The organism is Fundidesulfovibrio putealis DSM 16056, from assembly GCF_000429325.1.
GTDB lineage: Bacteria > Desulfobacterota > Desulfovibrionia > Desulfovibrionales > Desulfovibrionaceae > Fundidesulfovibrio > Fundidesulfovibrio putealis.
Genome location: NZ_AUBQ01000012.1, coordinates 75,735 through 95,933, shown reverse-complemented (window position 1 = coordinate 95,933; position 20,199 = coordinate 75,735). Strand labels below are relative to the sequence as shown.

Annotated in this window: 20 protein-coding genes; 6 read left to right on the top strand and 14 right to left on the bottom strand. The window is 64.0% G+C overall.

All coding sequences use genetic code 11. The annotated features are described in order from the left end of the window. Window positions 1-12 precede the first annotated feature (12 nt). From pgm to G453_RS0109285, 3 genes are all read left to right on the top strand, one after another. Entirely contained in the window at window positions 13-1,662 is a 1,650-nt protein-coding gene (gene pgm / locus G453_RS0109295) for a phosphoglucomutase (alpha-D-glucose-1,6-bisphosphate-dependent) (RefSeq protein WP_027190845.1), read from the top strand. Window positions 1,663-2,328: 666 nt separating this feature from the next. Further along, complete coding sequence (locus G453_RS0109290; protein ID WP_156920863.1) at window positions 2,329-2,628, top strand: type II toxin-antitoxin system RelE/ParE family toxin; 300 nt, start codon at window positions 2,329-2,331, stop codon at window positions 2,626-2,628. Continuing rightward, entirely contained in the window at window positions 2,625-2,948 is a 324-nt protein-coding gene (locus G453_RS0109285) for an addiction module antidote protein (protein WP_027190843.1), read from the top strand. The genes G453_RS0109290 and G453_RS0109285 overlap by 4 nt, the downstream gene beginning before the upstream one ends. Window positions 2,949-3,080: 132 nt before the next feature. On the opposite strand, the gene G453_RS0109280 is transcribed toward G453_RS0109285, so the two are convergent. From G453_RS0109280 to G453_RS26215, 6 genes are read right to left on the bottom strand one after another with little or no spacing between them, the layout of a single operon-like run. Next, on the bottom strand, window positions 3,081-4,049 hold the full coding sequence (locus G453_RS0109280) for a tyrosine recombinase XerC (RefSeq protein ID WP_027190842.1): 969 nt from the start codon (window positions 4,047-4,049) through the stop codon (window positions 3,081-3,083). Beyond that, on the bottom strand, window positions 4,021-4,983 hold the full coding sequence (locus G453_RS0109275; RefSeq protein ID WP_027190841.1) for a GGDEF domain-containing protein: 963 nt from the start codon (window positions 4,981-4,983) through the stop codon (window positions 4,021-4,023). Before G453_RS0109275 ends, G453_RS0109280 begins: the two co-directional genes overlap by 29 nt. A gap of 3 nt (window positions 4,984-4,986) precedes the next feature. Next, a complete protein-coding gene (locus G453_RS0109270; RefSeq protein ID WP_027190840.1) occupies window positions 4,987-5,826 on the bottom strand; it encodes an HDOD domain-containing protein in 840 nt (279 codons plus the stop codon). Window positions 5,827-5,833: 7 nt separating this feature from the next. Further along, on the bottom strand, window positions 5,834-6,160 hold the full coding sequence (locus G453_RS23210; RefSeq protein ID WP_051272151.1) for a hypothetical protein: 327 nt from the start codon (window positions 6,158-6,160) through the stop codon (window positions 5,834-5,836). Between the two features lie 23 nt (window positions 6,161-6,183). Beyond that, window positions 6,184-7,461: a DNA-processing protein DprA gene (gene dprA, locus G453_RS0109260; protein WP_027190839.1), complete on the bottom strand. Its 1,278-nt coding sequence runs from the start codon at window positions 7,459-7,461 to the stop codon at window positions 6,184-6,186. A gap of 4 nt (window positions 7,462-7,465) precedes the next feature. Further along, entirely contained in the window at window positions 7,466-8,665 is a 1,200-nt protein-coding gene (locus G453_RS26215) for a tetratricopeptide repeat protein (protein ID WP_027190838.1), read from the bottom strand. A gap of 194 nt (window positions 8,666-8,859) precedes the next feature. Here G453_RS26215 and G453_RS0109250 point away from each other — a divergent pair, with 194 nt between their 5' ends. The 3 genes from G453_RS0109250 to G453_RS0109240 all read left to right on the top strand — a co-directional run bounded on the left by G453_RS0109250 (window position 8,860) and on the right by G453_RS0109240 (window position 11,464). Continuing rightward, window positions 8,860-9,786: a hypothetical protein gene (locus G453_RS0109250; RefSeq protein WP_027190837.1), complete on the top strand. Its 927-nt coding sequence runs from the start codon at window positions 8,860-8,862 to the stop codon at window positions 9,784-9,786. Window positions 9,787-9,920: 134 nt separating this feature from the next. Beyond that, window positions 9,921-10,691 carry an OmpA/MotB family protein gene (locus tag G453_RS0109245; protein ID WP_027190836.1) on the top strand — a complete coding sequence of 257 codons (771 nt, stop codon included), beginning with the start codon at window positions 9,921-9,923 and terminating at the stop codon, window positions 10,689-10,691. Window positions 10,692-10,705: 14 nt separating this feature from the next. Further along, entirely contained in the window at window positions 10,706-11,464 is a 759-nt protein-coding gene (locus G453_RS0109240; RefSeq protein WP_027190835.1) for an NADase-type glycan-binding domain-containing protein, read from the top strand. 170 nt (window positions 11,465-11,634) lie between these two features. Here the strand turns inward: G453_RS0109240 and glpX are convergent, their stop codons facing one another. The 8 genes from glpX to G453_RS0109200 all read right to left on the bottom strand — a co-directional run bounded on the left by glpX (window position 11,635) and on the right by G453_RS0109200 (window position 20,152). Next, window positions 11,635-12,618, bottom strand: coding sequence for a class II fructose-bisphosphatase (gene glpX, locus G453_RS0109235; RefSeq protein WP_027190834.1), 984 nt, complete (start codon window positions 12,616-12,618; stop codon window positions 11,635-11,637). A gap of 131 nt (window positions 12,619-12,749) precedes the next feature. Further along, window positions 12,750-12,968, bottom strand: coding sequence for a translation initiation factor IF-1 (gene infA / locus G453_RS0109230; protein WP_027190833.1), 219 nt, complete (start codon window positions 12,966-12,968; stop codon window positions 12,750-12,752). Window positions 12,969-13,051: 83 nt separating this feature from the next. Then, the gene (locus G453_RS0109225) at window positions 13,052-13,354 is read right to left on the bottom strand and encodes an RNA recognition motif domain-containing protein (RefSeq protein ID WP_027190832.1); all 303 of its coding nucleotides are present in this window, start codon (window positions 13,352-13,354) and stop codon (window positions 13,052-13,054) included. 564 nt (window positions 13,355-13,918) lie between these two features. Continuing rightward, entirely contained in the window at window positions 13,919-15,907 is a 1,989-nt protein-coding gene (gene tkt, locus G453_RS0109220; protein WP_027190831.1) for a transketolase, read from the bottom strand. A 12-nt stretch (window positions 15,908-15,919) separates the two neighbouring features. After that, window positions 15,920-16,354, bottom strand: coding sequence for a ribose 5-phosphate isomerase B (gene rpiB / locus G453_RS0109215; protein WP_027190830.1), 435 nt, complete (start codon window positions 16,352-16,354; stop codon window positions 15,920-15,922). 201 nt (window positions 16,355-16,555) lie between these two features. Continuing rightward, window positions 16,556-17,401, bottom strand: a complete 846-nt coding sequence (locus G453_RS0109210) for a hypothetical protein (protein WP_027190829.1) — start codon at window positions 17,399-17,401, stop codon at window positions 16,556-16,558. Continuing rightward, complete coding sequence (locus tag G453_RS0109205; RefSeq protein WP_027190828.1) at window positions 17,401-19,083, bottom strand: tetratricopeptide repeat protein; 1,683 nt, start codon at window positions 19,081-19,083, stop codon at window positions 17,401-17,403. Before G453_RS0109205 ends, G453_RS0109210 begins: the two co-directional genes overlap by 1 nt. A 7-nt stretch (window positions 19,084-19,090) precedes the next feature. Continuing rightward, window positions 19,091-20,152, bottom strand: coding sequence for a sigma-70 family RNA polymerase sigma factor (locus G453_RS0109200; protein ID WP_027190827.1), 1,062 nt, complete (start codon window positions 20,150-20,152; stop codon window positions 19,091-19,093). Between the last annotated feature and the right edge of the window lie 47 nt (window positions 20,153-20,199).

Sequence of the window (20,199 nt, the reverse complement as noted above, 5' to 3'; positions counted from 1 at the left end):
GGAGCAAGCTCCATGTCCGTCAGCCCCCTGGCCGGCCATACCGCCCCGCGTTCCATGCTGGTGAACGTCCCCAAGCTGGTGAGCGCCTATTACTCCCTCCAGCCCGACCCGGCGGACAAATCCCAGGCCGTGGCCTTCGGCACCTCCGGGCATCGCGGCTCCTCCTTTGCCGGGTCCTTCAACCAGAACCACATCTGGGCCACCACCCAGGCCATCTGCGACTACCGCGCCGCCAAGAGGATCACCGGGCCGCTCTACATCGGCATGGACACCCACGCCCTGTCCGCCCCGGCCATGATCTCCGCCCTGGAGGTGCTGGCCGCCAACGGCGTCGAAGTGCGCATGTGCTGGGACGGCTACACGCCCACCCCGGTCATCTCGCACGCCATCCTCGGCTGGAATCGCTCCAAGCCTACGGCCCTGGCGGACGGCATCGTCATCACGCCCTCGCACAATCCCCCCCAGGACGGCGGATTCAAGTACAATCCCCCTGCGGGAGGACCCGCCGACACCGACATCACCAAGGCCGTTGAGAAGCTGGCCAACGCCTATCTGGCCAACAGCCTCACCGGCGTGAAGCGCGTCACCTTTGAGAAGGCCCTCAAGGCTCCCAACGTGAAGGCCCATGATTTCATCACGCCTTACGTGGCCGACCTGGAGAACGTGGTTGACATCGCCGCCATCAAGGCCAGCGGGTTGCGAATCGGCGTCGATCCGTTGGGCGGCTCCGGCATCGCCTTCTGGAAGCCCATGGCCGAGCGCTACGGCCTGGATCTGGAAGTGGTGGACGAGACCGTGGACCCCACCTTCGGCTTCATGAGCGTGGACCGCGACGGCAAGATCCGCATGGACTGCTCCTCGCCCTACGCCATGGCCCGGCTCATCGGCCTCAAGGACTCCTACGACGTCGCCTTCGGCAACGACCCCGACTACGACCGCCACGGCATCGTCACCCCCACCGGCGGCCTCATGAACCCCAACCACTATCTGGCCTCGGCCATCTGGTACCTCTTCCAGCACCGGCCCGGCTGGCGCGCCGACGCCGCCGTGGGCAAGACCCTGGTGTCCAGCGCCATGATCGACCGCGTGGCCAAGGCGCTTGGACGCAAGCTGTGTGAGGTGCCCGTGGGCTTCAAGTGGTTCGTGGACGGACTGGTGGACGGAAGCTTCGGTTTCGGCGGCGAGGAGAGCGCAGGGGCCTCCTATCTGCGCAAGGACGGCTCCGTCTGGACCACGGACAAGGACGGGTTCATCATGGACCTGCTGGCCGCCGAGATCACCGCCGTCACCGGGAAAGACCCCTCGGTCATGTACAAGGGGCTCACCGAGCAGTTCGGCTCGCCCGTGTACGAGCGCGTGGACGCGCCTCTCTCCGAGGCTGGAAAGAAGGGCTTCGCCACCCTCACGCCGGAGAGCGTGCCTGCCTCCACCTTGGGCGGGGAGCCCATCGTGGCCAAGCTTACCACCGCCCCTTTCAACGGCGCCAGCATCGGCGGCCTCAAGGTGGTAACAGAGAACGGCTGGTTCGCGGCCCGCCCTTCGGGGACTGAACCTGTGTATAAGATCTACGCCGAGAGCTTCATCGACGCGGCGCACCTGAAGCGCATCCAGGATGAAGCACGCGCCATGTTGGACGAAGCCTTTGCGGCGGCAGGGTTTTAGGGGAGAGTTGGGGCGCTGCCCCAAACCCCGGCGGGCTCCGCCCTGCACCCGCCAGGGGGATGATCCCCCTGGACCCTGCATTAGCTTCGCGTAACGCACCGTTACAATTCAGATATCTTGCAAGAAGCCCGGAAGCGCGCAAAGCCGCGCTTCCGGGCTTCTTTTTTTAAAGTCACCGTTTTGGATAGTGCTTGGTAACCGGGATGCACAGCATTGAATGATCCCGTCCGACCACAAGCTTCTTCGGCCTGACAGGTGTGTCGTCGTGGCAGGGCGTACTTTCATTATGGCAGAACGTTTTTTGGGTGCGGTAGAACGTCCCTTCGGCGGGGGCGGGGTGCTGTCCCGGTCGGGTTCTGGCTGGCGGGCGACGAATCGTTTTCAAATCGGTTCTAGCCCGCCCGCCAGGGCACGGACGAGACAGCAGCCTGACCCCGCTCCAAGCTCCAATTGCCGCTCACGGCGCGAAGCGAATCGCCGGGTCTGGGGGAGGCACTCCCCCAGCGGGTGCAGGGCAGAGCCCGCCGGGGTTTAGGGGCAGAGCCCCTGGCGGGTTCGGGCGGAGCCCGAGATTCTATCCAACTCCCCGTCTGTCTGGAAATAACTTGACCATGTATCGTTTACGATACATCATGTTTCATGAGGTTCACGGCGCGACGTTACACCATGGCAGACGGCAAGGAGCCATTTGGTCTCTGGTTCAGGGCGTTGAAGGATGTGAGGGCCAAGGCTGCGATCTTGAAACGAATCGAGCGCCTGGAAGCCGGGAACTTCGGAGCCTGCAAGCCGTGCCGGGAAGGTGTCTGTGAATTGGTGATTGATCTCGGCCCAGGCTACAGGGTCTACTACGGAATACTGGGCAAGGAGATCGTCCTGTTGCTCTGTGCCGGTGACAAAAGCACGCAACAGACAGACATCGCGAAGGCCATCGAGTACCTGATGGATTTCAAGGAGCGTTCGAAATGAATAGCGCGACCAAGGCAAGCGTCAGCCACCATGATGCGGTCGTGGCGGAATTGCGGGATGACCCGGAACTGGCGGTTGAATACCTGAAAGCAACCCTGGAAGAAGATGATGAGGTTGCGCTTCGCATCGGCCTTCGCCGTCTTGCTCAGGCCTACGGAGTGCAGGAAATAGCCGACAAAGCCGGACTGCGTCGGGAGAATCTGTACCGGGCGCTTTCGCCCAAGGGGAACCCGACGGTCAAGACGCTCACGTCCATCCTGCGGGCGCTTGGCCTGCGCTTAAGCGTGGAACGCGCCCACGACAAGGCCGGAGCGCACTAAAACAAATCTTGGTTCCCGGCACAGTACTCCCGCACACGACGCGAAGCTGATAGCCGGGTGCAGGGGAGGCTTCTCCCCTGCCGGGGCCAGGGCAGAGCCCTGGCGGGTTCGGGCGGAGCCCGATATTCTCTCCTACTCTTCTTCCTTCTTCTCGCCCATGCCCTTCGACCTCGGGTGCGCCTTGTCGTAGCTCTGGGTGAGCTGCGCCAGATTCAGGTGCGTGTAGCGCTGCGTGGTGGAGAGCCGCGAATGCCCGAGCAGCTCCTGCACGGCCCGCATGTCCGCGCCGGATTGCAGCATGTGGCTGGCGAAGCTGTGTCGCAGCACGTGCGGGCTGATGGCCGTGGGCAGTCCGGCCTTGGCGCTCAAAGCTTCCAAAATGCGGTTGGCCTGACGGCGCTGCAAGGGCTTGCCGCGCTGGCCGAGAAATATGGCCTGCTCGGCGGGTTCCGGCGAGAAGGCGTGTCGCACGGCCAGATAGGCTTTCAATGCGTCGGCGCCGGTGTCGGAGAGCGGGGCGAGGCGCTGTTTGCTGCCTTTGCCGGTCACGCGCGCGATGCGCGCTGAGAGGTCCACGTCGTTCAGCGTCAGCCCCAGGGCCTCGCTCACGCGCAGGCCTGAGCCGTAGAGCAGTTCGGCCAGGGCCGCGTCGCGCAGCGCTTCCGGGTCGCCCGGCTGGCTGGCCGGGGAGTCCAGCAGGGCGAAGGCCTGGTCAACGTTCAGGCTCTTTGGATGCGGCTTGGAGAGCTTGGGGTTGGAGAGCCCGTCGGTGGGGCTTTTGGCGATCACGCCCCGGCGGATGAGGTGCTTGAAGAAGCCGCGCAGACAGGACAGCCTGCGCGACATGGAGGTCTTGGCCTGCTTGGCGCGGTGCTGTTCTGCCAGAAATCCCTGGATATCGCGGCGGGTTATGTCGCGCGGTGAAGCCAGCGAGCGGCCACGACTCTTCAAGTGTTGCTCGAAGTATTGCAGGTCCGACTCGTAGGCCGCAAGGGTGGCCTGGGCGTAGCCCTTTTCCACGGCCAGCCAGGCCAGAAAGCCTTGTGCGGTGTCGGGGAGCCGCAGGGGCTCTTCAGGAGGAGAGGCGCTGGTCGAGGACATAGGAGCTCTTGGGGTTCTCCTTGGCCTTCTTCTTGAGCGTCATGGCGATCTGCGAGGCCTCGCCGTAGTGCTTGAGGCGTCCGCCGATATTCAGCACCACGGCGATGGAGATGGCCATGAGCGGGAAGGTGCGCATGTTGCCTTCGCGGTCGGTGGACTGGATGTAGCCTTTGGCGCGGTCTTCCTCGTCGTAGAAGTGGGGGACGATGGAGTCGAAGTTTTCCACGATGCGCTGGCAGGCCAGCTCCACCTTGTCGGGCGGCAGGATGAACACGAAGTCGTCGCCGCCCACGTGCCCAACGAAGGAGCGCACCCCGGTGAAGCCCCGGATGGTGTTCACAATGATGCGCGCGCTCATCATGAGCACCTCGTCCCCGCGCGAGAAGCCGTACTTGTCGTTGAAGCTCTTGAAGTAGTCCAGGTCGGCGTAGGCCAGGGCGAAGTCTTCCTGGCGGTCGATCATCTCCTGGATGCGCTGGATGATGGAGGTGTTGCCCGGCAGCTTGGAGAGCGGGTTGGCGTCGAAGGCGCGCGAGGCGCGGGTGATGGTCAGGAAGATGCGCGCCTTGAGTCGGGCGGGCGTGGACGGAATGATGATCAGGTCGTCCACTTCAGCGCCGCACCAGTCCGCCTTGGAGAGCAGCGTCTCCTCGCGGATGGCCAGGATCACCGGCAGCTGGCGATAGACGTTCTCGCTCTTGACCAGGTTCACCACGTCGAGCCCCGCCATGTCCGGCAGGTCGTGGTCCACGATGAGCAGGTCGGGCAGCTCGTTGAAGAGCACCTCGATGGCTCCGCGCCCCCGGTCGAAGTGGATGACCTCCAGATGGTTGTGGTCCCAGAGCCCGACGAGGGTGTCCCTGAGTTCAGTGTTCGCTGAGAGCAGGTAGACCTTCTGAGTGCGGGGCAGGCGGCAGGCGTCCTGGGGCGTCATGGCTTACACGAAGCTCAGGTCGGCGATTTCCAGGAACTGCTCGGAGAGCTGGTCCAGGATGGTTTCCAGGTCGGCGGGCTTGAGCTTGAGCTTCTTGAGGGCGTCCGGCTCCAGGTACAGGACGTTGTCGTCTCCGCCGGAGCCGTACTCGAACACACGCACCATAAAGTCGCCCAGGTGCACGCAGCAGGCCGCCTCCGGGTACAGCCGCGCCAGCTGCGGCTTGTGGTGGTAGCTCATGCCTTCCTTGATGCTGGGGGGCAGCTTCCAGTGGTCGGCGATCCAGGCATTCACGCGGTCGTGCCCGAAGCCCATCAGGGCCTTTTCGGCGTCCAGGTAGGTCATGTCCCTGGCCTTGACCATGGCTTCCACCCCGGTCTTGAGGTCTGGCAGCTGGATGGCGGTGACCACCTTGCCCAGGTCGTGCAGCAGCCCGGCCACGGACACGTCCTCCACGTCTTTGAGGCCCACGTGGCGGGCGATGGTGGAGCTGGCCAGCGCGCAGCCCACGGAGTGCTCCCACAGGCCCACCATGTTCTGGTTCATGATGTCCATGACCGAGGTGGAGACGATGACGCCTCGCAGCACGTTGAAGCCGAGCAGCACAAGCGCGTGGTGTATGGAGCTTATGCGCCCGGGGAATCCGTAAATGGGCGAGTTGACCATCTTGAGGACCTTGGCGGAGAGCACCTGGTCCATGGCAATGAGCTTGGCCATCTGCTCCGTGGAGGAGTCGGGGTCCTTGACCAGGCGCGAGACCTCGTCCAGCACCTTGGGCAGGGTGGGCAGGTCCTTTACGGCCAGGATCTGGTCCTTGCGTTCGAGTTTCAGGTCCTCGCTCATGGTGCTCCTAGCCCGCCTTTGAGGCGATCTTCATCTTGAAATAGTGGGTGAGGAGTGCCTTGACCTGCTTCATCCAGGCGTCCTCCGCATGATGGCGGAAGAGGTGGTCCAGGCGTTCAAGGCGCGTGTCGTAGTTGGTGCCGGAGGACACGCCGTCGGTCTGGATCGGCTCGCCTTCCACCACTACGTGCTCCACGCCCATCATGTCGAATTTGTCCAGCAGGGACTCGGTCAGCTCCGCGCCCTGCGGGGCCACCACCATGCCGTCGGCGCGGGCCACGGGCTTGGCAAGCACGAAGCCGGGTTTGGCCAGATTGAGAGGTATCTTCTGCATGCCCTTGGGGCTCCTTGTCTGGATTAAGCAGTCAGATAGTATCCGCCGGGCAATCTTCGCACAACACCTTTCAGCTCAAGTACAACGAGCGTGCGGCTCATTTCCGAGGCGTCCTTGCCGAAGATGCGGCATAATGAATCGATGTGTGTCGCGCCCATGGCGGCCAGGTGGCCGGACACGTTGTCCTCGAAGGGGGATGTTGGCTCCGGGGCTTGAGGGCCGGAAGCCGGGCTTTTGTCCGCCTTGGTGACAGGGGGGACGGGGGAGCGGGGCTTGCGCGCAGGTGGCGTGGCGGCTCCGACGCGCCTTGGGGGGGCCTTGGCCACGGGTTTGTCCGGCAGCAGTCGGGCCTGCTCGAACTCCGGCAGGGGGGCCGGGGCGGATTTGGGACCGCGACCCTGGGCCAGGAAGGCTTCCAGCTGGGGTTTGAGCTCCAGGAGGATGTCCTCGGCTCCGTGGACCAGCTTTGCGCCCTTGTTGATGATCTCGTGGCAGCCCCGGTAGCTTTTCAGCGACACCGGCCCGGGCACGGCGAACACCTCGCGCCCCTGCTCCATGGCGAGGCGCGCGGTGATGAGGCTGCCGGATTTGGTGGTGGCCTCGACCACCAGCACCCCGAGCGACAGGCCGCTGATGATGCGGTTTCGCAGGGGGAAGTTGCCGGAGAGCGGCTTGGTGCCGGGCGGAAATTCGGAGAGGATGAGGCCCTTCTCGGCCAGCTCGCGCCAGATGTCGCGGTTGGAGGCCGGATAGATGAGATCCGGTCCGGTGCCCATGACCGCGATGGAGCTCCCCGGTCCCTTGAGGCCGCCCAGGTGGGCCTCCCGGTCGATGCCGTAGGCCAGCCCGGAGATGATCGTGACGCCGGTGTCCGAGAGGTCCATGGCGATGCGGTGGGCCAGTTCGATTCCGTAGCGCGAACACTCGCGGGAGCCGACCATGCCGACTCCGGGGTTGTCCAGCAGGCCCAGGTCGCCGACGGTGTAGAGAAATACCGGAGGGTCGGGGATTTCGCGCAGGCGCTGCGGGTAGCGCGGGTCGGCCCAGGTCAGGACGGCGATGTCCTTGTCCTCGGCCTTGGCCAGTTCCTCTTCGGCACTGGCGCGCCAGGATTCGGCCAGGAAGGACTGGAGCTGCTGACTGGTGACGAGGCCCATGTCCTGCCATGCCCTGGCCCGCTCCACGGCCTTGGCCGCGCTGCCGAAGCGCTCCAGGAGGCGCTTGGCGGTGCGGGGACCGAGTCCGGGCGCGTGCTTGATGCACAGGCTGGCCCAAAACTCCTGGCGAGCGTGCTCGGACACGGGGTCACTGGCCCAGCTGCTTCAATTTCTGTTTGGCTTTGCCGACGAACTCCGAATTGGGATGCTCGTCCACCAGAAGCTTCAGGTGGAACACGGCGTTGGATTTGTCGCCCAGGCGCTCGTAGGCGTCGGCGATGCGAAAGAGCGACTCGCCGGACTTGGGGTCCTTGGGGAAGCGGGTGGTCACTTCCTTGAAGGACATCACGGCCTGGTTGTAGCTCTTGTCGCCCATGTAGCTCTCGCCGATCCAGAACAGGACTTCGGGCGTCTTGCTGGAGGAGGGGTACTTGGCCAGGAAGTCGTTGAATTTCTTGCGGCCTTCGTCGTTGCGATTGGCCGATACCGAACGCAGGGCTTCGGTGTAGAGGAGTTGTTCCTGTATGTCCGCTGCCGGAGGCTGGGCCACGGGGCCGCCGGAGGCTCCGGGAACGGCCGGGGGGAGCGGGGCAGCCGGAGTTGCAGGGACGGGCTGAGGAGCCGGAGCGGCTGGCGTCAGGGGTTGCGGGGCCGGTGCGAGCGGCTGCGCGGATGCGGCCTGGGGAGCCGCCTGCCGGGGGGCCTTGCCCTTGCCGTGGCGCGCGGATTCCAGAGGGACTGGCTGTTTTGGCTGCGGGGCCGGGGACATCGCCAGGGGCTGGCCCGGCCTGGGGAGATCATTCACCGTGACCACGTGCGGCCTCAAGGGCGAGGCTGCTGGCTGGGGAGCTGTCTGTGGGATTGCTGCGGCCTGCTGCCCCTGCGAAGCGGGCAGGGGCTGCGCCGCTGGTTGGGAGGCGGGCGATGTCATCGGTTTGGCAGGCTTTCCTGGGGGCAGTGGCTGTCCAGCGGCCTGGGGAATAGCCTGCGGCGCGGCCTGAGCAGCTGGTTGGGGCGCGCCTGCGTTCTGCTGCGGGGCCAGCGGGATGATCTGCCCGGCCACTATTGGCTGCTTTCCGGGGCGTTGGGCGCTGGCAGGTGCCTTGGGAGTTTGGGCCTTTCCGGCCTGCACGGGCGGCTGGCCGGAGTTCAGGCGGTCCAGGCGGGAGGCGATGTCGCGCAGTTTGGAGTCGATGTCGGCGTCCCTGGCGCGCTGCTGCTCCTGAAAACGGGAGAAGCCTGCTTCCAGGTTGTCCAGCCGGGATGTCTGGGCGTCCTTGCCCTTGTTCTGGGCGCAGCCGGAAATGGCGAGCGCCAGGCTCAGGGCGGTCAGGCCGAATCGTTTCACCGCATCCTCCAATAGTTTCCCAAACGATAATTGAGTGTTGCCACGATTGCAAGTGGCCTGGGCCGAAGGATACGGCAAAGTCGAATCCATATTGATTCACATGCTCCATGTTCATTGCATCCTGCAAGGAATTGGGGCAAAAAAGCCGCGCCGCGTCTTGTGCGGCCCCATGCAATCAAGGAGTCCGGTTCAGCGTGAACGAGCACTATCTCTTCGCGGCCTTCACGGCCCTCGTCTGCCTGCCACTGTCCCTGGCCCTGGCCGCTGCCGGGCTGCCCGTGACCAGTGCCGTCCTTTTGGTCAACCCGCCCAAGAGGGTGAAGGTTTTCCGCGACAAATACGGCCAGCAGACCGCCACACTGTGCCTGTTGGCCGGACTGGTCGCCGCCGTGGGCATCGGCGCGGGCGCTGCCCTGGTGCAGAAGGGCTTCCCGGCTGTGGCCTCCTTCTGGCTGGGCTGGCCGCTGCCCGTGATGCCGCTGGCTGCCGCGCTGGTTCTGGCCGCCGGACTGGCCCTGGTGTTCCGCGCCGCGTGGCAGGCCCTGAAGGACAAACGCCTGGCGCACGCCGTCATCGGGTGCGCCTCCACGGCGGCTGCCTGGGGGTTCGGCTACATGTTCCTGGCTTTTCTGCGCCATTTCGTACTGAGCGCAGCCGAACCCGGAGCCGACCCGTCCTTTTTTCTTCCCCCGCTGGAATCCTCGTCCTGGCTGCTCCTGGGGTTGTCCCTGCCCCTGAGCCTGGCCCTGGCCGGAGCATATTCAACGCTCTATCTGATCTACCGCCGCGACAAGGACGATTTCGGTCGCGACTATTACAACTTCGCACTGAAACTGGCCAGCAAGTGGGCTCTGTTCTCCACGTTCGCCGCGCTGGCTGCGCTGGCAGGGATATTCGCCCGCATCTGGCCCCTCGTGCGCGACCTCCCGGTGCGCCCGTTCTTCTTCTGGGGCGAGGGCGTGGCCCTGGTGTGCCTGCTCATGGCCTGCACCCTCTGGGGGCTGGTCATCAGGAATCAGAACCCGCTTCGCCTTAAGCTCCACTGTGTGGCGGCCTGCCTGCTTGCCGTGGCGGGGCTTTCGGGGCTCATGTACGCCAACGTCAAGTTCTTCATCGGATAGAACTTCAGGAGAGAGTCGGCGGTATTGGAGGCTGGAGCGGATTTTTTGCGGGAAGCGCAGCACGTGGTTGATATCCCGGTCGGGACAATTTACAGAAGAGTATAAGAGCGGGTTGCTCCACTCTGGATTACTGCATGTCCAAGAACAAACCGGCGCCGATCATCGTCAAGAAAGAGGACGAATCACACGCAGGAGCCCACGGCGGAAGCTGGAAGGTTGCCTACGCGGACTTCGTCACGGCCATGATGGCGCTGTTTCTGCTGCTCTGGCTGACCATGGCCTTGAAGCCCCAGCAGAAGGAACAGATCTCCGTCTTCTTCCAGGACCAGGACCTGCCCAAGCGCGATCGCCCGCAGGAGACCGTGGTGCTGCCGACCTACATCGCCAAGGATGTGCAGCAGGGCACGCCCCAGTTCAAGCTCTCCCAGGAGGAGAAGCTCCAGTACGAGGTCGCCCTGATGATCAAGCAGCTCATGGAAAACAACCCCAACCTGAAGAAGAACTCCGGCGTGAGTTCGGACAAGGTCGGGGTGCTGCTGCACGTCAACAACGCCGTGATGTTCCAGCCGGGCTCGCCGCAGCTCAAGCCCGAAGCCCTCAAGCTGCTGGACGACGTGGTCAGCGTGATGAAAAAGATCAAGGTGGACCTTGTGGTGCGCGGCCATACCGACGACGTGGAAGCGGGCAACGGCGGCAACATGTCCAAGTTCGAGCTCTCCGCGATGCGAGCGGCCTCCTGCGTGCGTTACATCGTGGAGAAGGGGGGCATCCCCTCCACCCGGGTCAAGGCCGCCGCCTACGCGGACAGCAACCCCATCGCCCCCAACACCTCCGACCAGAACCGCGCCATCAACCGCCGGGTGGAGTTCCTGTACCACTCCCAGGAAATGGCCAACCTCTATTGAGAAAGCATCACACCATGCCCGCGCTCCTGCTCCTTCTCATGATTTTTTCGGCCTGTCCGGCCTGGGCTCAGAAATCCCAGGTCTCCCTGCCCCTGTCCTTTCAGATCGACGCTTCCGGGAACGCTGAATCCGGGGCGAACCTGGCCCGTCTGGTGAACCCGTCCAACACCCAGGGCGTGGCGCTCGGGGAGTGGATCGAGTTCGATTTCGGCAGGCCCATGGTCATCACGGGGGTCACCGTGGTGAACGGCTGGTCCGAATCCGGAACGCACCGCCAGTACGGGCGCATCAGGAACGCTGTCCTGAGCTTCAAGGACGGCGCGACGGTCAGCCTCACCTTCAAGGATACGGACAAGCCCCAGAGCCTGGCCTTCTCGGGCAAAGGCCAGACACTTCGTCTGGCCGTGGCGTCCGTGTATCCGGGGAGCGCGTCCACCGTGCCGTATCTTACCCGCATATCCTTCATGGGATACGACCCCGGCGTGCAGCAGGTCAGGCTGACAGGACGCTTTGAAGGGTGCGTGCGCAGCGGGTCCAGTTCCAACGTGGGCGGTGAGGACGATCCCTTTTACTACTGCGCCCGTTTCCGCGCCGACGACGGAAATATTTACGGCTGCCTGGACGATCTCTGCTTCCACCCCCGCAATCTGGTCAACGTGCACCTTAAAGTGACGGGGCTTGTAAAGCCGGGCAACGTGCTGGAAGTGATCGAGGCCACGCCCGTGGGGCAGGACCCCCTGCCCGTTGGCAAGGGCAAGGCGAAAAAGCGTTAGCAAGGGGAAGTGCCTCTCCCGAGAAGCGCCGTACCCACCCTCCGGCTTTGGTTTTCGGGGGCGCAATCCGGACTAACGGGCTTTGAAGGCGCTGCCGGAAAATATCGAAACGCAAAGGGCAGGTTCGACGGAACCTGCCCTTTTTCTTGATCTGCGCTGCGGCGAATTCTCTAGTCGTACTTCACGGAGCTGAAAGCCATGAGCTTGTCCCAGGTATGGTGGGACTCGATGCGCCTGACGGTGCCGGTCTTGCCGCGCAGGACCAGCGAGTGCGTCACCGCGCCGTGCCCCGAGAAGCTCACGCCCTCGAGCCATTTTCCGCCGGAGATGCCCGTGGCCGCGAAGAAGGTGTCGCCGCTGGAGACGAGTTCCTCTGCGGTGAGCACGCGCTTCAGGTCGAAGCCAGCGTCCAGCAGGTTGTTGCGCTCCTCCTCGGACTGGGGATCGAGCCGGGCCAGCATCTGCCCGCCAACGGCGCGGATGGCGCAGGCCGAGAGCACGCCTTCGGGGGTGCCGCCCGTGCCCATCATCACGTCCACCATGTCCTTGGGGTCGAGGGCCATGAGCGAACCGGCCACGTCGCCGTCGGTGTGCAGCTGGATGCGCGCCCCGGTGGCCCGGATGTCCGCGATGAGCTTCGAATGCCGGGGCTTGTCCAGAACGAACACCACCAGGTCGTCCACGTCCTTGTCCAGGGCCTTGGCTATACCCAGGAGGTTGTCCTGAACCGGTGCGTCCAGGTCCACGGCGTCCTTGGCCTGCGAGGGCACGACCAGCTTCTGCATGTAGAAGCTGGGGCCGGGGTCGAACATGGAGCCCTTGGGAGCGCAGCCCACCACGGAGATGGCGTTGGGGCGGCCATACGCCAGCAGCCGCGTGCCTTCAACCGGGTCCACGGCCACGTCCATGGCCGGGCCGGTGCCGGAACCGACGGATTCGCCGTTGAAGAGCATGGGGGCTTCATCCTTTTCGCCTTCGCCGATGACGATGACTCCTTGGATGTTGATCGAGTCAAAGCACAGCCGCATGGCGTCCACGGCGGCCCCATCCCCGGCGTTCTTGTCGCCTTTGCCGAGCCATCTGGCGCTGGCCAGGGCGGCTGCTTCGGTCACGCGGACAAGGTCAAGGGCGAGGTTGCGGTCGGGTGCTTCCATGTTTCCTCCAGGGTGTTGGTGGGGCAGCAGGGTAGTGAAAATCCCGCACGACGTAAAGATTGAGGGCGGGCCTCCCGTGGGGAAGCCCGCCCTCAATGCATACGGCGGCGTTACGGTCTGCCGCGCGCGCACTATTTCGCGCGGAAAGTGATGCGGCCTTTGGTCAGGTCGTAGGGAGACATCATCACCTTGACAGAGTCTCCAGGAAGGATCTTGATACGGAACTTGCGCATTTTGCCGCAGAGATAGGCCAGAACGGTCTGCCCGGTCTCCAACTTGACTTCAAACACAGTTCCGGGAAGGGCTTCCTGAACCACGCCGGCTATTTCGATGCCGTCTTCTTTGGCCATTGATTCACCTCCGGCTGGTAGCAGTGTAAAAAAAAGGCCCCATCCCTTTGGGGATGGGGCCTGGAATGGTCAGTCTGCCCGGATTACCAGGGACGACGGCCACCGCCACCGGAGCGGGGGTTGTCATTGTACTGGCGGCGGGGACGCTCCTGAGCTTCGTTGATCTTCAGGTTGCGACCCTGGAAGCTCTGGCCGTCCAGGGCTTCAACGGCGGCAAGCGCACCTTCATCGTTCATCTCGACGAATCCGAAGCCACGAAGGCGACCGGTCTCGCGATCGGTGATCAGGGCAACGGAGATCACCTCGCCGTAGGGGGCGAAGTAATCACGGACATCGTCTTCGGAAGCGGAGAAGGGAAGGTTGCCGACGTAAAGTTTCTTGGCCATGTGCATAAACTCCAAAATGTATTTGGCATTCATTCTTATCAAATTGGAGCGAAGCACACGCTTGACCCAACACTCAACAAGATCGATGCCGTTTGCCGAAAGAAGGTAAATGCATTTTCAAAAGAGTCAAGGTAAAATTTGAGGATTAAAAAAATTTAACTGCTGCGACAAGCCGGGCCCCGCAGGGGGGCGGATCCACTTCAGGTTGATTTCCGCATACCTAGGAGCGTGTTGCCATGCGGCGTTCTTGCCGTGCGCACGTGCGGGATAATCCTGCTGTCCAATCGCGTTGGATCAGCGCACATCCAGCGCATTCCAGGCGGAAACCACGCCATGATTTCCTCTTTGCCAAATCGGGCGCTGCATGGTCCCATGGTTTCATGCGACGTCGTCACGTCGCGATCTCGCCTTTGGCAGCATCCAAAGCCGTAACCGAGCGGATTATTGCACGGGATTGATGCAGGACACCGCGTTGAAAGCAAAAAAGAGTCCCCGCCTCCACATGGAGGCGGGGACTCTTGGATGTCGATGCGTTCCCGGCGCGCCGAGGTATGTCCTCCGGCGCTAGGCCAGGCGGGCGCGGATCTGCGCGACCAGGTTCTCGGCGGTGAAGCCGTATTCCTTGGCCAGCACCTCGGCGGGTGCGGAGTCACCAAAGTGGGTGAGCCCGAGCACCAGGCTGCCGCAGCCCACGTACTTGTACCAGAGTTCGGGGCGTCCGGCCTCCACGGCCACCCGGCAGGAGCATTCAGGCGGCAGCACTTCGTCCTTGTAGAGCTGGGGCTGTTCGTCGAAGAGCTCCATGCAGGGCATGTTGACCACGCGCACCTTGCGCTCGGTCAGGGCCTCGGCGGCGGCCAGGGCCATGGGCGCCTCGGAGCCGGAGACCAGGATGATCAGGTCCGGCTTGCCGCCGGGGGCGTCGCGCAGCACGTAGCCACCCTTTTTCGCTCCGTCCACCACGGCGGGATAGACTGCCGGGTCCATGGTGGGAAGGTTCTGGCGGCTGAGCATCAGGCAGGTGGGCCTGCTGGTCTGCTGCAAGGCGGTCTCCAGGCACAGCGCGGTCTCGTTGGCGTCGGAGGGGCGCATCACCAGCATGTTGGGGATGAGCCGCAGGGCGCTGACGTGCTCGATGGGCTGGTGCGTGGGGCCGTCCTCGCCCAGGTGGAACGAGTCATGGGTGAAGATGTGCAGCGCGGGCAGATGCTGCAGGGCGGACATGCGCAGCGCGTTGCGCTCGTAGTCGGAGAACATGAGGAACGTGGCCCCGAAGGGGATCAGTCCGCCATGCAGGGCGATGCCGTTGACGATCGCGCCCATGGGGAACTCGCGTACGCCGAAGGCGAGGTTGCGTCCCAGGGGGTTCTCGGGGCCGAAGTTGCCCACCATCTCGCGGAACTTGACGGTCATGTTGGAGGGGTCGAGGTCCGCCGAGCCGCCCACCAGGATGGGAAGCTGGTCAACCAGGGCTTCCAGGCATTTGCCCCAGGCGGAGCGGGTGGCGATCTTGGAGCCGGGCTCGAAGGCGGGCCACTTGAAGGAGCGGTTGCCGGGCGAGCGCTTCATCACGCGCCACAGGTCCAGGAAGGCCGGGTCCTTGTCCAGCCGGGTCTCCAGGGTGCGGTTCCACTCTGCGGCCTGGGAGCGCAGCTCGGGGAAGCGGACCCGGAAATGCTCCACAGAGTCCTGGGGCAGGGAGAAACACTCAGCGGGATTCAGGCCGCATTTGGTCTTGGTGGCAGCGATCTCGTCGGCGGGCAGGGGCGCGCCGTGGGTCTCGAAGTCGCCCTCGCGGGTGGCCGTGCCCTTGGCGATGATGGTGTGGCAGATGATGAGCGTGGGGCGCTCGGTCTCGGCCTGGGCTGCGCGGATGGCCCCCCGGATGGCCTCGTGGTCGTGGCCGTCGATCTCGATCACGTGCCAGCAGAAGCCCTCGAACACCTTCTTGTAGTCGGTGCAGTCGCTGCGCTTGGTGGGGCCGGAGAGCTGGATCTGGTTGGAGTCGTAGAAAGCGATGAGCTTGCCCAGTCCCCAGTGTCCGGCCAGGGAGGCCGCGCCCAGGCAGATGGGCTCCTGGAAGTCGCCGTCGGAGGCCAGCACGTAGGTGTGGTGGTCGCAGATGTCCGCGCCGAGGCGGGCGCGCAGCATGGTCTCTGCGGCGGCCATGCCCACGGACATGGCGAAGCCCTGACCCAGCGGGCCGGTGGTGGCCTCGACGCCGGGGGTGAGGTGCACCTCAGGGTGGCCGGGCGTGCGCGATTTCCACTGGCGGAAGTTCTTGAGGTCGTCCAGGTTCAGGAGACCTTGGAAGGTCAGCAGGCTGTAGAGCAGGGCGGACTCGTGTCCCGCCGAGAGCACGAAGCGGTCGCGGTTGAACCAGGTGTGGTCGTCCGGGGAGAAACGGAGGAATTCCTTGAAAAGGACATAGGCGACGTCTGCGGAAGACATCGGCCCGCCCGGGTGGCCGGAGTTGGCCTTGCGGGTGGTGTCCATGATGAGGCCCCTGATGACGGCGACTGCTTTGCGGTCCATCTCGTTGTTCGCGGACATTTCTGGTTCCCCTTAGATGGTGTCGAAGAGTTCGATGCGGCGCAGGTGGCGTCCGCCCTCGAACTGAGTTTTCAGGAAAGTTTCGGCGATGGCTTCGCCAAGCCCTGGCCCCACCCAGCGTTCGCCCAGGCAGAGGACGTTGGCGTTGTTGTGCAGGCGGGTCATGCGCGCCAGGTACTCGTTGGCGCACAGCGCCGCGCGGATGCCGGGACGCCGGTTGGCTGCCATGGACATGCCCATGCCCGTACCACAGATAAGTATGCCAAGACAGTTCTTTTCGAGAACGAGATCGCACAATTTGAAGGCGAAGAGGGGATAGTCGCAGCTGGACAGGCTGTCCGTGCCGACGTCCACCACCTCGTGCCCCATTTTGGCGACGAAGGTCTTGAGCTGTTCCTTGAGAGCGAATCCGGCGTGGTCGGAACCGAATATGACGGGGGTGCTCATGGCTGTGTTCCGGTTTTTTGTGTTGCTGGTTGGTGCTTGAAACGAACCCGGCATCAGGAAGTTCCCGCTGCCTGCGTGAGCCTGCTGCCGGAAGCCCTCGTGCGGCGTTCTAAAACACGTTCGTACTCTTCGCGGGCCTAAACCAAGAGAACCAGATATTGTGTTGTGAAAAACATGTTCATGTTTTTCAAAACCGCGACACTAGGGCAGCTCCGGCGCGCGCACGTCTCCGGCCTTGTTCAGGGGAATGTGCCTGGCCTGGGGCGGGAGAGGGAGTTCCAGTGTCGAAAGGTCCATGGGGGCTGCGAATAGTTCGATCTTCTTGGTCCGCAGGATCACTTGCAGACCTCCCGGCGTGGTCAGGGTGAGACGCTGCGCCAGGGGGGGGCGACCGGCTTCGGGAGCGGCGAAATCGCCCAGTTCCACGACCCAGGGTTCAATGCCCCGGCCGGTGAGATGAATCGGTTTACCCTCGAAGTCAAGGGTGACAGAGCCCACGGTGGAGGATGGGGGCAAGGTGAACTCGTACCCCTTGGGGGTCTTTTTCACGCTTTTATAGGAAGATGGCAGGATCAGCCCGAAGCGCCCCGAGGATATGGAGGCCAGATCCTTCAGGGTGAACGGGAAGGGCATGCCCAGGCGCGAAAGGCCCGCCTTGGTGTCCGGGTGGGTGAAGGCCTGGTTGGAAAGCGGGTAGACCGCCAGCCAGCCCAGGGAGTCCTCCCTCCACAACGAGAAGGACTGGCCCATGCCAGTGGACAGGTCCAGGCGCAGGGGGCGCTCCAGGTTTCCCCAGAACTTCACCAGCAGCCGCGCGGACTTCTGCGGGCTCTGGATGCTGAGGCTCGCGTTCATGGAAAAGGCCGCAGGCTTTTCGCCGGGCTCAGACACGAAGGACGTCCACATGGCCTGGGCCTGCGAGGCGTCCGGCGCGCCGGGCGCGCCGGTCTTGGGAGCGCAGCCCGCAAGCGGGAGCGTGGCCAGGAGCAGGGCGCAGAGAGTTGCGCGCAACGCCCCCGCGACGTTCGCCCGGGCGCTCGCAGCCATCACTTCAGTTCCTCCAGCCTGCGCTCAAGGTCCTGCTTGTTGGGATGGTTCATCTCAAGGGCCTTGCGGTATCCCTTCTCGGCTTCCTTCTTGTTGCCCAGCGCCTTGGCGATGTCGCCGTAGTGTTCCCATATGGTGGGGTCTTCAATGGGCTTGGTCACGGCCCGCTGGATTTCCTCCCAGGCCTGCTTGATCTCGCCGCGCTTGAAGTGCGCCCAGGCCAGGGAGTCCAGGTAGTAGGGGCTGTCCGGGTTGACCTTGAGCGCGCGCGTGATGAGCTCCACCGCGCGGTCCAGTTCGCGTCCGTCCTCGGCCAGGGCGTAGCCCACGAAGTTCAGGGCGTCCGCGTTGTCCGGGGCCTTGGACAGGATCAGCTCCATGACGCGCATGGCCTCGGCGCGGTTCTTCAGCCGCTCCTGGGCCACGCCGTAGCGGTACAGGCCCTCGACGTCGTCGGGCCATTTGCGCAGCACTTCGGCGTAAACCTGCGCGGCCTTGTTCAGGTCGCCCTGCTTGTCGTAGTACACGCCCTCCAGGAACCAGAATTCCACACGGTCGGGGAAGGCGGCCTTGCCTTCGGCCACCAGGGGGGCGGCGCGCTCGAACTGGTTGGTGTCCAGGGCCAGCTGGATGCGGGTGATGAGGCTCTTGTCGTAGAGCGCGTTGTTTTTGGGGACCCTGGAGAGCAGGTCGAAGGCCCGGTCCAGGTTCTTTTCCTTTTCCACGGCCATCATGGCCTGGATGAAGATCACGTCGGCGCTTTCGGGCTGGTCCTGGGCCATGCGCTCAAGCACCTTGACCGCGCCGTCCTGGTAGCCTTCGTCGATGAAGAGCCCCATGGCCTCGAACAGGAACGTGCGCTCCTTGGGAGCTTTCTCCATGAACTGCAAAGCCTTGGCTTCATTCTTCTGCTTGAGGGCCAGACGGACGAGGCGGATCCAGACTTCGGGGCCGTCCTCGCCCAGGTCCAGGATGCGGCGGTAGGCTTCCTCGGCCTGACGGTATTCGTTGGCCTGCTCGTGCAGGTAGGCCAGTTCGGACCAGGCTGCCAGCAGGTTGGGGTCCTCGCGCAGGGCCTGGCGCAGCTTGTCCAGGGCCTGTTTGCGCTTGTTCAGGCCCGCGTAGGCCTTGGCCTCGTAGTAGGCCATGGCCGGGGTGCGGCGGTCCTTGCTCACGGAACCCAGAAGGTCAAGGGCTTCCTGGAAGCGCCCGGCCTCCACGAGCACCGCGCCGAGCTCCTGGCTGGCGGTCTGGTCCTTGGGGTGCGCGGCCAGGTAGCCGCGCAGGACGTCGGAGGCCTCCTCGAAGCGGCGTTGCAGCAGGTAGGAGTTGGCCATGTAGAAGTGCAGGACCTTCTCGTTGGGATACCTGGCGAGGCCCTCCTGCAATACTGCCCTGGTCTTGTCCGGGTCGCCCAGGCCCCAGTGCAGGTTGGCGAGGTCGCGGTAGAGTTCCGGCGAGGGGGCAAGCTCGATGAGCTTCTCCACCACGGGCACGGCCTGGGCTGGCTGGCCCTGGCGGGAGAGCTCCTGATAGAGCAGGAAATAGTAGTCGGCCGCCGCCCCGGGGCTAAGCCCCTTGGCGCTGGGGTCGGCGGGCGGGGCGTTCTTTTTCTGGGCGCATGCGGACATGGCCAGGGCGAGGGCCAGGGCCAGCAGCACGGAACGGGCTATGGTGGGCATGTCGCTATTACTCTTCTTTGCGAATCCACTCGGCCGAGAAGTCGCCGATGCGCTTCACGAAGTGGTCGCGGATCTTTTCAAGCAGACGGGTTTCGATCTGGCGGACCCGTTCGCGGGTAATGCCGTATTTCGCCCCGATTTCCCGCAAGGTGACGGGAGAATCCGACAGGATGCGCTGTTCCAGGAGGTCGCGCTCCTTGTCGGAGAGATCTGGCATGATTGATTGCAGGTGCTTGTCCACCAGCCCGGCGATCTCGCTCTTGGCCAGCAGCTCCTCGATGCCCGGGGTGAGGGCTGGCAGGTAGTCCAGGCGCGTGGACGTGGAGTCGTCTCCCAGGGTGATGTCCAGGGAGAGGTCGTTTCGCGCCATACGCTGGTCCATTTCCAGGACGTCGTTTTCCGAAACCCGCAGGTTCTTGGAAATGTTGGACACGGACGGATCGAAGCCCAAAGACGTCAGGCGCTGGCGTTCCTTGTTCAGGTTGTAGAACAGGGTGCGCTGGGCCTGGGTGGTGCCGATGCGCACCAGACGCCAGTTGTCCATGATGTACTTCAGGATGTAGGCCTTGATCCAGTAGGCGGCGTAGTAGGAGAACTTGATCCCCTTCTCGGGGTCGTACTTCTTCACCGCGCGCATGAGGCCCACGTTGCCTTCCTGAATCAGGTCGGCCACGTTCTGGGCCCAGCGCCGCTGGAAATCCATGGCGATCTTGACCACCAGCCGCAGATGCGAGGTGACCAGCCGGAAGGCGGCCTTCTGGTCGCCCTTGTCGCGCACCAGCCGGGCCAACTCGAACTCCTCGTCGGGGTTCAGCAGGGGGAACTTGCTGATCTCGCGCAGGTAGACATTCAGGTTGTCGCGCCCGGAGGCGGGCACGCTCGGTATTTTGGCGGCGGGAAGGTTGGTGAACTCGAATTCCGGCGCTTCGGCCAGAACCTCTTCCAATTCTTCAGCTTCTTCGTCGGGGTCCTGCTCCGCCGTTTCGTCCGCGCCGGTCTCTTCGAGGCCGGTGTCGTCGTCCTTGGCAGGGAGGATTTTCTCCTCGGTCGAAACCTCGTGGGTGCTCATGATGACTGTCCATTTGACGATAAAACGTCTTAAGCATTCCCTCATAC

Coding starts and splice junctions, on each gene's coding strand:
- pgm (WP_027190845.1), top strand. CDS start 13: ATGTCCGTCAGCCCCCTGGCCGGCCATACCGCCCCGCGTTCCATGCTG.
- G453_RS0109290 (WP_156920863.1), top strand. CDS start 2,329: ATGGCAGACGGCAAGGAGCCATTTGGTCTCTGGTTCAGGGCGTTGAAG.
- G453_RS0109285 (WP_027190843.1), top strand. CDS start 2,625: ATGAATAGCGCGACCAAGGCAAGCGTCAGCCACCATGATGCGGTCGTG.
- G453_RS0109280 (WP_027190842.1), bottom strand. CDS start 4,049: ATGTCCTCGACCAGCGCCTCTCCTCCTGAAGAGCCCCTGCGGCTCCCC.
- G453_RS0109275 (WP_027190841.1), bottom strand. CDS start 4,983: ATGACGCCCCAGGACGCCTGCCGCCTGCCCCGCACTCAGAAGGTCTAC.
- G453_RS0109270 (WP_027190840.1), bottom strand. CDS start 5,826: ATGAGCGAGGACCTGAAACTCGAACGCAAGGACCAGATCCTGGCCGTA.
- G453_RS23210 (WP_051272151.1), bottom strand. CDS start 6,160: ATGCAGAAGATACCTCTCAATCTGGCCAAACCCGGCTTCGTGCTTGCC.
- G453_RS0109245 (WP_027190836.1), top strand. CDS start 9,921: ATGTCCAAGAACAAACCGGCGCCGATCATCGTCAAGAAAGAGGACGAA.
- G453_RS0109240 (WP_027190835.1), top strand. CDS start 10,706: ATGCCCGCGCTCCTGCTCCTTCTCATGATTTTTTCGGCCTGTCCGGCC.
- glpX (WP_027190834.1), bottom strand. CDS start 12,618: ATGGAAGCACCCGACCGCAACCTCGCCCTTGACCTTGTCCGCGTGACC.
- infA (WP_027190833.1), bottom strand. CDS start 12,968: ATGGCCAAAGAAGACGGCATCGAAATAGCCGGCGTGGTTCAGGAAGCC.
- G453_RS0109225 (WP_027190832.1), bottom strand. CDS start 13,354: ATGGCCAAGAAACTTTACGTCGGCAACCTTCCCTTCTCCGCTTCCGAA.
- tkt (WP_027190831.1), bottom strand. CDS start 15,907: ATGTCCGCGAACAACGAGATGGACCGCAAAGCAGTCGCCGTCATCAGG.
- rpiB (WP_027190830.1), bottom strand. CDS start 16,354: ATGAGCACCCCCGTCATATTCGGTTCCGACCACGCCGGATTCGCTCTC.
- G453_RS0109210 (WP_027190829.1), bottom strand. CDS start 17,401: ATGGCTGCGAGCGCCCGGGCGAACGTCGCGGGGGCGTTGCGCGCAACT.
- G453_RS0109205 (WP_027190828.1), bottom strand. CDS start 19,083: ATGCCCACCATAGCCCGTTCCGTGCTGCTGGCCCTGGCCCTCGCCCTG.
- G453_RS0109200 (WP_027190827.1), bottom strand. CDS start 20,152: ATGAGCACCCACGAGGTTTCGACCGAGGAGAAAATCCTCCCTGCCAAG.